The sequence below is a fragment of the Roseiarcus fermentans genome (assembly GCF_003315135.1).
GTDB classification, from domain to species: Bacteria; Pseudomonadota; Alphaproteobacteria; order Rhizobiales; family Beijerinckiaceae; genus Roseiarcus; species Roseiarcus fermentans.
Genome location: NZ_QNRK01000023.1, coordinates 106,969 through 119,038, shown reverse-complemented (window position 1 = coordinate 119,038; position 12,070 = coordinate 106,969). Strand labels below are relative to the sequence as shown.

General features: G+C 69.3%; 8 protein-coding genes. 1 reads left to right on the top strand and 7 read right to left on the bottom strand.

Annotated features, from left to right (window positions below):
* The 3 genes from DFR50_RS19850 to paaK form a co-directional block, all read right to left on the bottom strand.
* Positions 1–466 (bottom strand): RES family NAD+ phosphorylase (locus tag DFR50_RS19850; RefSeq protein WP_170153301.1); only part of this gene is annotated, 466 nt, incomplete at its 3' end.
* A 306-nt stretch (positions 467–772) separates the two neighbouring features.
* Positions 773–1,477 (bottom strand): antitoxin Xre/MbcA/ParS-like domain-containing protein, encoded by a 705-nt coding sequence (locus DFR50_RS19845; protein WP_245427976.1) that lies wholly within the window; start codon positions 1,475–1,477, stop codon positions 773–775.
* A 107-nt stretch (positions 1,478–1,584) separates the two neighbouring features.
* Entirely contained in the window at positions 1,585–2,895 is a 1,311-nt protein-coding gene (gene paaK, locus DFR50_RS19840; protein WP_113890996.1) for a phenylacetate--CoA ligase PaaK, read from the bottom strand.
* Positions 2,896–3,355: 460 nt separating this feature from the next.
* On the opposite strand from paaK, the gene DFR50_RS19835 reads away from it, so the two are divergent.
* Positions 3,356–4,360, top strand: a complete 1,005-nt coding sequence (locus DFR50_RS19835) for an MBL fold metallo-hydrolase (RefSeq protein WP_113891006.1) — start codon at positions 3,356–3,358, stop codon at positions 4,358–4,360.
* A 210-nt stretch (positions 4,361–4,570) separates the two neighbouring features.
* Here the strand turns inward: DFR50_RS19835 and xdhC are convergent, their stop codons facing one another.
* The 4 genes from xdhC to thrS form a co-directional block, all read right to left on the bottom strand.
* Positions 4,571–5,533 (bottom strand): xanthine dehydrogenase accessory protein XdhC, encoded by a 963-nt coding sequence (xdhC, locus tag DFR50_RS19830; RefSeq protein WP_113890995.1) that lies wholly within the window; start codon positions 5,531–5,533, stop codon positions 4,571–4,573.
* Between the two features lie 452 nt (positions 5,534–5,985).
* Entirely contained in the window at positions 5,986–8,304 is a 2,319-nt protein-coding gene (gene xdhB, locus DFR50_RS19825) for a xanthine dehydrogenase molybdopterin binding subunit (RefSeq protein ID WP_113890994.1), read from the bottom strand.
* Positions 8,291–9,775: a xanthine dehydrogenase small subunit gene (gene xdhA / locus DFR50_RS19820; RefSeq protein ID WP_245427974.1), complete on the bottom strand. Its 1,485-nt coding sequence runs from the start codon at positions 9,773–9,775 to the stop codon at positions 8,291–8,293. The genes xdhB and xdhA overlap by 14 nt, the downstream gene beginning before the upstream one ends.
* A gap of 295 nt (positions 9,776–10,070) precedes the next feature.
* Complete coding sequence (thrS, locus tag DFR50_RS19815) at positions 10,071–12,029, bottom strand: threonine--tRNA ligase (protein WP_113890993.1); 1,959 nt, start codon at positions 12,027–12,029, stop codon at positions 10,071–10,073.
* Positions 12,030–12,070: the final 41 nt, after the last annotated feature.

Sequence of the window (12,070 nt, the reverse complement as noted above, 5' to 3'; positions counted from 1 at the left end):
TTTGGCAGGTCGTGGACGAGCCCGTCGTCAACAAGCACATCCCCGACCTCGAAACGCTCGAGGCCATCGTCTCGCAACGATGCGCCCAACTCGCCGACGACCGACAAACCCTCAAGGGGAGAGCCGGCTTCCACTGGTGGCCACCCATCGCCAACGCGAGCTGATCACCCGGAAATGGTATCAGACGTCGGCCCGCTTCCTGCGCTTTCGCCCGGCTCGCGTCTGTGGTCACTCCGAGTCTCAAGAGACCGGTCGTCCGCAGGTCGACCAGGATCAGCGGCTCTCGAACGACAATGGTCGATACGGACCAGTCCAGGACCTCACTGACGTGCAGCCTGCGTTCCGTCTGGTCCTCGAAGCGGTCGCGGACGATCGTTTCCGCGATTCCCGTCATCAGGTTCCTGGCGATGTAGGCGAGTTTGAAGGAGAGGTCGGGGCTGCCGAAACGGGTCTGGCCGTAACCCATTCCAAGGGGTCTACTGGGTAACTCCCAACCCCGTCATTGCGAGGAGCAAAGCGACGAAGCAATCCATGCCGCCGCTTGCTTCCTGCGGAAGAAATTGCTCGCAAGGAAGGGCGGCGGGACGACCAGAGGGCGCGACAGCGGCCCAGCGGCCCTGGATCGCTTCGCTTCGCTCGCGATGACGGCGCTATTCGCTGCCGGCTTGGGAGTTACTCTACTGGAATGAACCTTGGGCATCACCCTGATATAGTTTCGGGGCTGAAAGCGGATCGTCAGGGCGTCGACGACCTTCGGGTCGAGAGTCACGCGTCAACCGAAGTCTTGCTGGGCAGCCGCCGCGACCTCGTCCGTTCGTCCTTGCTTCAGCCGCTCGAGAGGCGACGCCTCGTCTCCGTTCGGGTGGGGCGTGACGAGCCAAAGCCATGCCGCGCGCGGGTTGGCGATGATTTTCGTAATCCGGCTCATGCCTTCGATCGGACGGCCGTCGACGAACTGGGCCAGCGGATAGACGTGCTTCCGCTCGCCCCTCAGCAAGCCGATCACCGCGCCCCTCTTTTGCCACTCGTGCAGAGTCGAGCGCCTGGTTCCGAAATGCCGCTCGATCTCGGCAGGCCCCGCGACCGGACCAGCCCAATCCTCCATGCGAACCGGTGTGGCGTAGTCGATGACCCGCCGGCGCCCCTGGTCCGTCGACAACACTTCGCCAAAGCCCTCGCCCTGGCTCTCTTCGACCGGCGCATCGAGGGCTGCCGGTCGCCGCAGATCGCCGGCCGCCCGATTCATCGGCCGTGCATGGGATGAACGCGAACGAATCGGCGCGTGGGCGACACCGTTTTCCAGGGTTGCGGCGAAAACGCTCGCCGCCCGCCTGATCGCGGCTTTGGGCGCTGAAGGATTGTGCTTCGCCAGAACGGCCACAATCTCCGTCATGGCCGACGGCGTCAGCGCCACAGTGTCCGTCTTGCGCACTGGTCCGGGCGAGCCGGCCGGCGTGCGAGCCCTGTTCGTCACCATGATCGCCTCCATACGCCCGTACTCAAACATAGTCCGGATTGTCCAAAATGTCCAAATCATCCAAAATCGTTCGAGCCGGGAATGCGACCAAGGGAAGGAACGTCGCCTCACGCGCTCCGTCTGAGATCGACGATCCGCCTCGCCTTGCCCTGTGAGCGCTCGACGGCGCCGGGATCGGCCACCCGGACGCCGACGGTCACGCCGACGACGGACTTGATGTGGTGCTTGAGCTCGAAGGCGCTCATCTCGCGCTCGGCCTCCCCGGCGGCGGTCGGGCGCGCCTCGACCACCACGGTCACGGCGTCCATCCGCTCGCGCCGGTGCAGTTCGAGCTGGAAGTGCGGCGTCAGCCCGGGGCACTTGAGGATCAGCGCCTCGATCTGCGACGGGAACAGGTTGACGCCGCGCAAAATGATCATGTCGTCCGAGCGCCCGGCGATCCGCTCCATCCGGCGCATCGAGCGCGCGGTGCCGGGCAGGAGGCGCGACAGGTCGCGGGTGCGGTAGCGGATGATCGGCATCGCCTCCTTGGTGAGCGAGGTGAAGACGAGTTCGCCCGGCGAGCCGTCGGGCAGGACCGCGCCCGTCTCGGGATCGATGATCTCGGGATAGAAATGGTCTTCCCAGACGTGCGGGCCGTCCTTGGTCTCGACGCATTCGCAACTGACGCCCGGCCCGACCACTTCCGACAGGCCGTAGAGGTCGATGGCGTGCATGTCGAAACTCTGCTCGATCTCGGCGCGCATCGCGTTGGTCCAGGGCTCCGCCCCGAACAGCCCGACCTCAAGGCTGCAATCGCGCGGGTCGAGGTTGGCCCTGCGAAACTCGTCCAAAATCGCCAGCGTATAGGACGGCGTCGCCATCACGATCTCCGGCTTGAAATCATGGATGAACTGGACCTGACGCTCGGTCATGCCGCCCGAGACCGGAATGACCGCGCAGCCCAGCCGCTCGGCGCCGTAATGCGCGCCGAGGCCCCCGGTGAACAGGCCGTAGCCGAAGGCGATATGGACCTTCATGCCGCGCTTTCCGCCCGCGGCCCGGATCGAGCGCGCCATCACGGCGGCCCAGACGTCGATGTCGGCCTGAGTATAGGCGACGACCGTCGGCTTGCCGGTGGTGCCGGAAGAGGCGTGCAGGCGCGCGATCCGGTCGTGCGGCACGGCGACCATGCCGAACGGGTAGGTGTCGCGCAGGTCGCTCTTGGCAGTGAACGGGAACTTGGCCAGATCCGCCAGGGTGCGGCAATCGTCGGGATGGACCCCGGCGGCGTCGAACTTTCGCCGGGTGTGGGGGACGTTGTCGTAGACGCGGCGCAGGGTCAGCTGCAGGCGAGCGAGTTGCAGTGCGGCGATTTCGTCGCGCGACGCCGTTTCGATACGGTCGAGGTCATGGTTCGCGGGCGCGAGGTCGCGCATGGCAGGGCTCCAGTTGGATCGGCGGCGGGAGAACGCGGCGGGCGGCTTCAGGCGAGGATCGGCCGCGACGGCGTCGGGCCGGCGCTGGACATCGGAAAGGCGCCCGGTTTCATCGTGACTCGTGCCCTCGTCCGCTCGCGAAAAAGCCCCCGTCCGGCCGGGTGAAGCCGGAGGCGGCGACGCTACGCGCGCCCGCCGCGGCCGTCAGCGCTTTCTCGCAGGCGAATCTGTGACACAGCGACGCACGCCCCTGTTGCGGAGATCTGCTGGACCGGCGTCGCCCGGTCGGAGCGCGACCGGCGCGCCCCGATTTGGAATCGCTTCGATCTGCCGCCGATGTAGCGGGCGCATTCGGATTTGACCCCGGACGGCGAGCGTGGGCAGGTAAGCGGACGTTGCGCGGCATCCGCCGCGAGCGCGCCACCCGCTCATCCCTCTGCTCAATTTGGACGCCAAGCCGATGTCCGGTCCCTATCCGGTCGGGCGACCGACCGACCATTTCGACGGCCTGCGTTTTTTCAACCCCGGCGAACCCGGGACGGATCGCACGCTGACCGAAGTCCTGAGGTGGAAGCTGGCCAGGCGCCAAGTCCCTTGGCCCCGATCCGTCTCGATCGAGCAGACCGTTCCGGCCCGCCGTGTCGAGGGTCTGCGGGTCACGATGGTCGGACACGCAACGCTGCTCATCCAGACGAGCGACCTCAACGTGCTGACCGATCCTGTCTGGTCCGAGCGCGTCGGTCCCCTTCGCTCAGTGGGACCGAAGCGGGTGACGGCGCCGGGCGTCGCGTTCGACGACCTCCCGCCAATCGACGTGGTGCTGCTGTCGCACAACCATTACGACCACCTCGATCTCGCGACGCTCGGCAGGCTTCACCAGCGCGACGCTCCCCTGATCCTCACGCCGCTCGGCAACGACGCGATCGTGCGGCGCGCGGTTCCCGCCGCGCGCATCATCACGGGAGATTGGGGCGATCGTTTCGAACTTGGTCCCGGCGCCGAGGCGCATATCGTTCCGGCCAACCATTGGTCCTGGCGAGACCTGCGCGATCGCAGGAAAGCGCTCTGGGGAGGGTTCATGGTGCGGACGTCTGCGGGCCTCACCTACTTCGCCGGCGATACCGGCTATGGGACCGGCCGCATCTTTCGCGACATGCGGGAACGATATGGCGCGCCCGATCTCGCCTTGATCCCGATCGGCGCTTACGCGCCCCGTTGGTTCATGTCCGCTCAGCACTGCGACCCCGGAGAGGCGGTGCGGATCATGCTTGATCTGCAGGCGAGACAGGCGATCGGCATCCATTGGGGAACGTTCAATCTGACAGACGAGGCGAGGGAGGATCCCATCCGCCGCTTGGCTTCGGCGCTGCTCGCACTCGGTGTCGATCAAGACCGGTTCGAAGCGGGCGCGCCTGGCGTCGCGCACGACGCTTGGCCTGCGGGCGCCCCGTCACGGCGGGTCTAGCAGGACCGCAGTCGGCGCCCGGCCAGCGTACCGAAGCGAGCGGAGCGAAGGGTTGGATGGGACGCCTTCGTCAGAGTGGCCGGCGACGACCGCAATTTGCGCCATGGCGCCGTCCCCGACGGCGGAGGGGAATGCGCGGAACGGGCGCGAGCGCCGCGTTTTGTCCTACGCGTTCCTCGCGCGCTCGCCTCCCCGGTCGAGCGCGGACGATCACGCCGATCGCCCAGGCTCCCCCCCTTCCGCCGCCATCAGGAGGTGCGCGGCGGTCGAGGCGGCGATGACGGCGGGGTCCTTGCCGGCGATGCCGGGGACGCCGATCGGGCAGACGAGCTTGGCCAGCATCGCTTCGGTGAGGCCCGCGTCGCGCATCTGGCGCAGGAAGCGGGCGCGCTTGGTCGCCGAACCGATCAGGCCGACGTAGCCGAAGCGGTCGGCGCTGAGCGCGGCGGCGACGATGTCGAGGTCGAGGGCGTGGGAATGGGTCATCACCACGATCAGCGCCCCGTCCGGCGCGACCGCGAGTTCCGCCGCGGGCTCAAGCGCGTGGATCAGCGCGACGTTGCCGGGCGCGCGCGCCGGAAAGGCCTCCCTGCGCGAGTCGATCCAGCGCACCACGAAGGGAAGCGGCGCGAGCGCCAGCGCCAGCGCCCGGCCGACATGGCCGGCGCCGAACAGGTAGACGGCGCGGGCGCTCTCGCCGAGCGGCTCGGTCCAGGTCTCCGCCTCGGGCAGGCTTTCGGTCAGGCGTCCGCCCGGGCGCTCGCGGTCGGGGCGGCGCTCGACCCGGCCGTCGGCGCCGAGACGGGCGGTCAGCGACCCGACGCCGTCGCGTTCCGCCGACGCCAGCGCGCGAAGGTCCTCGACGTCGCGCGCGTCAAAAATCTCGATCCGCCAGTCGACCCGGCCGCCGCAGCATTGCGCCAGTTCCGGGCCGAGGGCGAGCGAGCGGCGCAGAGCCGCAGCCCGTCCGGCCGTCAGCGCCGCGCGCGCCGCCTCGAGCGCCACCCATTCGAGCGCGCCGCCGCCGATCGTGCCGTGAAAGCCGCCGGACGGGCGGACCACCATCCGCGCGCCGGCTTCGCGCGGGCTCGACCCGCGCACGCGGGCGAGCGTCACCAGCGCCGCCGACCCTTCGGCCTCGATCGCATCGAGCAGGCGGCGAAAGGCGAGCATGGGTCAGGGCGCTCCCTTCCCCGGCTTTGCTCCACGGGATGCACACAACTCCGGCTCCTGCATGAACAATCGCGGCGCCGTGCGCCTCCTCCCCCCTTGTGGGGGAGGAACGAGGAGGGGGGTCGGGCCATGCCTATCCGCTTGGTGCAGCAGGAAACTTCCCAAACTCGGCGTGACCCCCCACCCTGTCCCGCCCCCACAAGGGGGGCGGGGACGCTGCCCTTCGCTCCGAGTCCCGCCGGCGAGGCGATCTATGCATGCCGTGGAGCAGGAGCTTGCGAAGGTGGCCCGAAGGGCCAGATGGGGTGTGGGCCGTTGCTTCGCCTGCGAACGTATTGCAGGTCCATCGCCGCCGCCCTGCGCCGAGCGAGTCCTGCTTTCCGCACCCCATCCGGCGCTTCGCGCCACCTTCCCCAACTTTCGTTGGGGAAGGGGGTGACGTCCGGCTCGCTTCACCCCTCCCCCTCCAGCGAGGCGATCGCCTTCAGGATCGACTCCGGCGTGCAGGGCGCCTCGAGCCGGGGCTGGCCGGTCGGGCTGGTCGCATGGACGGCGTCGAGGATCGCCGAATAGACCGAGATCGCCAGCATCAGCGGCGGTTCGCCGACCGCCTTCGAGCGGTACACGCTCGCGGTCGGGTTCGGACGGGTGTGGAGCGTGGTGTTGAACACCGGCGGCGTGTCGGAGGCGACCGGAATCTTGTAGGTCGCCGGCGCGTGGGTCGCGAGCCGTCCCCTGGCGTCGTAGACGAGCTCCTCTGTGGTCAGCCAGCCCATCCCCTGGATGAAGCCGCCCTCGACCTGGCCTATGTCGAGCGCCGGATTGATCGAAGACCCGACGTCGTGCAGCAGGTCGGCGCGCATGACCCGCATCTCGCCGGTCAGGGTGTCGATCGCGACCTCGGAGCAGGCCGCGCCATAGGCGAAATAGAAGAACGGCCGGCCGGTCGCCTTCGCGCGGTCCCAGTGGATGTCCGGCGTCTTGTAATGGCCGGCGTGCGAAAGCTGCACCCGGGAGAGCCGGCAGGCCTTGGCGAGCGCGGCGAAATCCATGGCGTGATTGCCCGACACCGCGCGGGCGTCGCGGAACGCGACCGTCTCGACCGGCACGCCCCAATGCGCGGCGGCGAAGGCGGCCATGCGGCCCTTGATCTCGGCCGCTGCGATCTTCGCCGCCATGCCGTTGAGGTCGGTCCCGGACGAGGCCGCCGTCGGCGACGCGTTGGGAACCTTGGCGGTGTTGGTCGCGGTGATGCGCACGAAATGCAGCGGCACGCCGAACTCTTCCGCCACGATCTGGGCCACCTTGGTGAACAGCCCCTGCCCCATCTCGGTTCCGCCGTGGTTCAGGTGGATCGAACCGTCGGAATAGACGTGCACCAGCGCCCCGGCCTGGTTCAGCGGGATCAGGGTGAAGGAGATGCCGAACATCAGCGGCGTCAGCGCGATCCCGCGCTTGAGCCACGGGCTCGACCGGTTGAAGGCGGCGATCTCGGCGCGTCGGGCGCGATAGGCGCTCGTCCGCTCCAGTTCCTCGATCATCAGGCGTTGCGTCTCGAAATCCTCGACCGCCTGGCCGTAGGGCGTGCGGTCGAGGCCGGCGCGCAACAGGTTGGCCTTGCGCACGTCGAGCGGATCGAGGTGTCGCTCGCGCGCGATCGCGTCCATCACGCGCTCGATGGCGATCATGCCCTGTGGCCCGCCGAAGCCGCGGAACGCGGTGTTGGACACGGTGTTGGTCTTGAGCCGCCGGGTGCCGATCGCGACGTCGGGCAGCCAGTAGCCGTTGCCGGCGTGGAACATCGCGCGGTCGACCACGCCCGGGGTCAGATCGACCGAACAGCCGCAGCGCGCGTTCAGCATCACGTCGTAGCCGGCGATCACGCCGTGATCGTCGTAGCCGACGGCCCAGTCGGCGCGGAAATCGTGGCGCTTGCCGGTGAGGGCGAAATCGTCGTCGCGGTCGAGCCGAACCTTGCACGGCCGCCCGGTGACTTTCGCCGCCACGGCCGCCATCGCCGCCCAGGTGCAGGCCTGGCTCTCCTTGCCGCCGAAGCCGCCGCCCATGCGCCGCGTCTCGACGGTGACGAAGGCGTCCGGGACGCCGAGCACCCGCGCCACGATGTGCTGCGTCTCGGTCGGGTCCTGGCTCGAGGCGTAGACCATCATCTCGTCGCCCTCGCCCGGAACGGCGAGCGACACCTGGCCCTCGAGGTAAAAGTGTTCCTGCCCGCCGATGGCGAACTGGCCCTCGAGGCGATGGGCCGAGGCGGCGACGGCCGCAGCGGCGTCGCCGCGGGCGAAGGCGTAATCGTCCTGCACGCGGGCGCCGGTCGCGAGCGCGTCGGCGATGGTGACGGACGGCGGGCGGGGCTCGATCTCGATGACGCCGAGCTTCGCCGCGCGGCGCGCCTCGTCGCGGGTGCGGGCGACGACGGCGAAAACCGCCTGACCGTGGAACATCACCTCGCGCTCGACGAGCAGCGGCTCGTCGGCGAAGACGGGGGCGATGTCGTTGCGGCCGGGGATATCGGCGGCGGCGATCACCGCGACCACGCCGGGCGCGGCCTTCACCGCGGCGAGGTCGAGGCGCTTCAATTCGCCCGCGGCGACGCCGGCCATGCCCATGGCGACGTGCAGCGCGCCCTCGGGCTCACGGATGTCGTCGACGTAGGTCGCCGATCCCTGCACGTGCAGGCGGGCGGAATCGTGGGCGAGGGGTTTGTGGACGACGGCGGTCTCGGGGACGTCGATCAGGTCACTCTGCAGCATGAAGCGCTCCAAGCCGGGTCGGCGCCGCGTCGCCCGCCACCTCGAGCAGCGCCTTGCGCAGCACGTTCCTGGCGACCGTCATCCGGTAGGCGGCCGAGGCGCGCATGTCGGTCAGGGGGGTGAAGTCCTGGCCGAGCGCGGCGAGGGCCGGCGCCCACGTGTCCGGGGAATCGAGGCTCGCGCCGACGAGCGCGCGCTCGGCGTTGGCGGCCCGCTTCGGCGTCGCCGCCATGCCGCCGCAGGCGATGCGCGCGCCCGCGATCCGCCGCCCGTCGAGGTCCAGCCGGGCGGCGAGCATGACGGCGGAGATGTCCTCGTCGAACCGCTTGGTGACCTTGAAGGCGCGATAGCGCTGGCCCTCCCCCAGTCTCGGCGTCTCGATCGCGGTCACGAACTCCCCCGGCGCCCGGTCCTGCTTGCCGTAGGCGATGAAGAAGTCTTCGAGCGCCAGGCTGCGCGCGGCGTCGCCCCGGCGCAGGACGACCCGGGCGCCGAGCGCGATCAACGCCGGGGCGAGATCGCCGATCGGCGAGCCGTTGGCGATGTTGCCGCCGACCGTGCCGCTGGTCCTGACCTGGACCGAGCCGAAGCGGCGCAGCAGTTCGCCGAGGTCGGGGTGGATGGCGGCGAGACGGGGCGCAGCGTCGAGGAGCGTGACGCCGGCGCCGAGCGACAGCGCGCCGTCCGCGGTCTCTCCGACCGCGTCGAGACCGGCGACGCGTCCGAGCCAGATCACCTGGCCGAGGTCGCGAAGCTGCTTGGTGATCCACAGGCCCACGTCGGTCGCGCCGGCGACCAGCGCCGCGCCGGGAAAGCGGCGGTAAAGCGCTGCCAGCGACTCGAGGCTCGCCGGGGCGGCGAAGAACCGGGTGTCGTCGCCGACGAACAGGTCCCGGCCGTCGGCGAGGGCGGCGAGCGCCGCGGCGCGCGACTCGGCCGCCGCCGCGAAGCGGTCGGTCGGCGCGCCGTCGCAGGTCGCGAGCCCGGCGGCGAGGATCGGCCGGTAGCCGGTGCAGCGGCAGAGGTTGCCGGCGAGCTGGTCATTGAGGCTCGCGGGCGTCGCCGGGGCGCCGGAATGATAGGCGGCGAACAGGCTCATCACGATGCCCGGCGTGCAGAAGCCGCACTGGGAGCCGTGCTGGTCGACCATCGCCTGCTGCACCGGATGGAGGACGCCGCCGTCGGCCAGGTCCTCGACCGTGATCAATTCGGCGCCGTCGAGTTGCCCGAGCAGCAGGATGCAGGCGTTGACCGCGCCATGGCGAATCCGGCCGCCCTCGAGCCGCGCCAGAACGACGGTGCAGGCGCCGCAATCCCCCTCGCCGCAGCCCTCCTTCGTCCCCTTGGCGAGCGCGTCCTCGCGCAGCCAGTCGAGCACGGTCGCCCGCGGCGAGAAGCGGTCGAGCGCGACCTCCCGGCCACGAAAGCGGAAGCGGAGCGCGCCGCGGGGTTCGATCGCCGTGTCCGTCACATTCTCCGCCTGTCGCTGAAGGAAGCCATGATGAAGGGTTTGCCGCCGGAACGGAAGTGTGACGCGCGTCACATCGGTGAGCAAACACCATGCCAGCCTTCGCGAGGAAGCGGAAGCGCCGAATGTGACGAGCGCTGACCGGGCGCCTGCGCGACGCGAACCGATGGTGAATCGCCACGAGGGCGCTGCCGCCGGTCGGCTTCGCCGGCCCGACGCGGGCCGGCCGCGCCGGCCGCGGCCGCCGGGCGATTTCGACCCGGCGAGCCGCGCCGCCCGACGCCCGCCGGGCGGCGGCTCAGCCGCGCAGGTCGGGCGGGACGGCCTCGGCGAGCAGCGCCTCGATCGCCTCGTCCGCGCCCATCGTGACTTGCGCGTTCGAGCCGAGCCGGCGCACCGACACGGTGTTTTCGGCCGCCTCCTTGCGCCCGACCGCGAGCAGCGCCGGGATCTTGGCCAGCGAGTGCTCGCGAACCTTGTAATTGATCTTCTCGTTCCTGAGGTCGGCCTCGACCTTGAGGCCGCGCTTCTTCGCCTTGGCAACGAAGGCGCGCGCGAAATCGTCGCCGTCGCCGGTGATGGTGCACACCACCGCCTGCACCGGGGACAGCCACAGCGGCAGATGCCCCGCATAATGTTCAAGCAGGATGCCGATGAAGCGCTCCATCGAGCCGCAGATGGCGCGGTGCACCATCACCGGAATGGTCTTCTCGCTGTTGGCGGCGATGTAGAAGGCGCCGAAGCGCTCCGGCAGGTTGAAGTCGACCTGGGTCGTGCCGCACTGCCAGTCGCGCCCGATCGCGTCGCGCAGCACGTATTCGAACTTCGGCCCGTAGAAGGCGCCCTCGCCCGGATTGATCGCCGTCGTCACCACGTCGCCGTGGCGCGCCTTGATCTCGTCCAGCACGCGCCCCATCACGTCCTCTGCGTGGTCCCACATCGCGTCCGTGCCGACGCGCTTCTCCGGCCGGGTCGAGAGCTTGACCACGATCTTGTCGAAGCCGAAGTGGCTGTAGACCGAGAGGATCAGATCGTTGATCTTCAGGCACTCGGCCGCCATCTGCTCCTCGGTGCAGAAGATGTGGGCGTCGTCCTGGGTGAAGGAGCGCACCCGCATCAGGCCGTGGAGCGCGCCCGACGGCTCGTAGCGGTTGACCGCGCCGAACTCGGCCAGCCGCAGCGGCAGCTCGCGGTAGCTTCTGAGGCCGTTCTTGAAGATCTGGACGTGGCCGGGGCAGTTCATCGGCTTGATGGCGTAGACGCGCTCGTCCTCGCCCTCGGCCTCTTCGCCCGCGGGCCGCGCCATGAACATGCTCTCGCGATACCAGCCCCAGTGGCCGGAAATCTCCCACAGCTTCTTGTCGAGCACCTGCGGCGCGTTGACCTCCTGGTAGTCGTCGGCGAGGCGGCGGCGCATGTAGGCGGTCAGCGTCTGGAAGATCGCCCAGCCCTTGGGATGCCAGAAGATCGAGCCCGGCCCCTCCTCCTGGAAGTGGAACAGGTCCATCTCGCGGGCGAGCTTGCGGTGGTCGCGCCGTTCGGCCTCCTCGATCTGTTTGAGATAAGCGTCGAGCTCCTCCTTTTTGGCGAAGGCGGTGGCGTAGATGCGCGACAGCATGGGCTTCGACGAATCGCCGCGCCAGTAGGCCCCGGCGACCTTCATCAGCTTGAAGGCGTCGCCGACCTTGCCGGTCGAGGTCATGTGCGGGCCGCGGCAGAGGTCGGTCCAGCCGCCCTGACTGTAGAGCTTCAGGTCCTCGCCGGGCGGAATCGAGTCGATCAGCTCGACCTTGAACGCCTCGCCCTTCTTTTCGAAGAAGCTCTTGGCCTCCTCGCGCGGAACCACCGTGCGCACGAACGGCCGGTCGCTGGCGACGATCTCGCGCATCTTCTTCTCGATCGCCGGGAAGTCATCGGGCGTGAACGGCTCCGAGCGATAGAAGTCGTAGTAGAAGCCGTTCTCGATCACCGGGCCGATCGTCACCTGGGTGTCGGGCCACAAAGACTGCACCGCGTCGGCGAGCACGTGCGCCGCGTCGTGGCGGATGAGCTCCAGCGCCCGCGGATCGTCGCGGGCGATGAATTCGACGCGCGCGTCGGTGGCGATCGTGTCGGCGAGATCGACCAGCTCGCCGTCGCGGATCATGGCGACCGTTCGTTTGGCGAGCGAGGGGGAGATGGATCGGGCGATGTCGAGGCCGGAAACGCCGGGCTCGAAGGCGCGCTGCGCGCCGTCGGGAAAGGTGACGTGGATCATGTCGCTCCTCGAGAAGCTCACTCGCCGAGACCAATCGGCGT

Bases quoted from the DNA above. Each gene is read 5' to 3' on its own strand.
- xdhC (WP_113890995.1), bottom strand. From the start codon at position 5,533: ATGCTCGCCTTTCGCCGCCTGCTCGATGCGATCGAGGCCGAAGGGTCG.
- DFR50_RS19845 (WP_245427976.1), bottom strand. From the start codon at position 1,477: ATGGTGACGAACAGGGCTCGCACGCCGGCCGGCTCGCCCGGACCAGTG.
- DFR50_RS19835 (WP_113891006.1), top strand. From the start codon at position 3,356: ATGTCCGGTCCCTATCCGGTCGGGCGACCGACCGACCATTTCGACGGC.
- paaK (WP_113890996.1), bottom strand. From the start codon at position 2,895: ATGCGCGACCTCGCGCCCGCGAACCATGACCTCGACCGTATCGAAACG.
- thrS (WP_113890993.1), bottom strand. From the start codon at position 12,029: ATGATCCACGTCACCTTTCCCGACGGCGCGCAGCGCGCCTTCGAGCCC.
- xdhB (WP_113890994.1), bottom strand. From the start codon at position 8,304: ATGCTGCAGAGTGACCTGATCGACGTCCCCGAGACCGCCGTCGTCCAC.